This is a genomic window from Enterococcus spodopteracolus, assembly GCF_030441955.1.
GTDB classification, from domain to species: Bacteria; Bacillota; Bacilli; order Lactobacillales; family Enterococcaceae; genus Enterococcus_B; species Enterococcus_B spodopteracolus.
Genome location: NZ_JARJHD010000072.1, coordinates 1 through 632, shown reverse-complemented (window position 1 = coordinate 632; position 632 = coordinate 1). Strand labels below are relative to the sequence as shown.

Annotated in this window: 2 protein-coding genes; one reads left to right on the top strand and one right to left on the bottom strand. The window is 56.3% G+C overall.

What is annotated here, in order from left to right; all coding sequences use genetic code 11:
• Positions 1-121: 121 nt before the first annotated feature.
• A complete protein-coding gene (locus P3R27_RS15465; protein ID WP_234409869.1) occupies positions 122-238 on the bottom strand; it encodes a phage tail protein in 117 nt (38 codons plus the stop codon).
• Here P3R27_RS15465 and P3R27_RS15460 point away from each other — a divergent pair.
• The coding region (locus P3R27_RS15460; protein ID WP_301399148.1) for a hypothetical protein at positions 210-632 on the top strand (423 nt) is incomplete at its 3' end. The genes P3R27_RS15465 and P3R27_RS15460 overlap by 29 nt on opposite strands.

Below are 632 nucleotides of genomic sequence, written 5' to 3'. Positions count from 1 at the left end.
GTATTCAGTGCGTCAGGTGACGCGTCGATAACATCTGCAATCGCGGCCAGTACAAAAGCGGTGTTCGCAATCTGGGTATTGTTTGTTCCCCTGAGCGCGGTTGGTGCTGTTGGCGTTCCGGTCAGTGCCGGACTGTCCAGTGGGCTTTTCTGTTCGTTTCATCCATTACCACCTTAACCGCCTTTGGCGTTGCAGCAAGCGTTTCAGACGTGCTGTTGGTTGCACTGCTGAGCTGCACTATCCCCTTTCTCGTTGTGTCCGCATCCTCAAGCGCGACAGCTGAAGCTATATCTTCTGCACGTTTTGCCGAATTTTTTGCACGTATTGCCGCCGCTTCTGCCGCACTTTTGCTCTGCGATGCTGATACCGCACTTCCCGCAGCCTCTGTCGCCTTCGTGGATGCCGTTGACGCACTCCCCGCCGCCGCTGTTTTTGCGTCTGCCGCGGCAGAGGCGCTCCGTTCCGCTGCTGTTTCAGATGACCTGGCATTCGTCTCGGACGTTTTTGCCGCCCTGGCAGAATTTTCTGCCGCCGTTGCCGAGGAAGCTGCACGACCGGCACTTGATGATGCGTTAGTTTCTGATGATTTTGCTGCCTCTTTTGAGGCCACCGCATCTCGTGCTGAAGTGGCG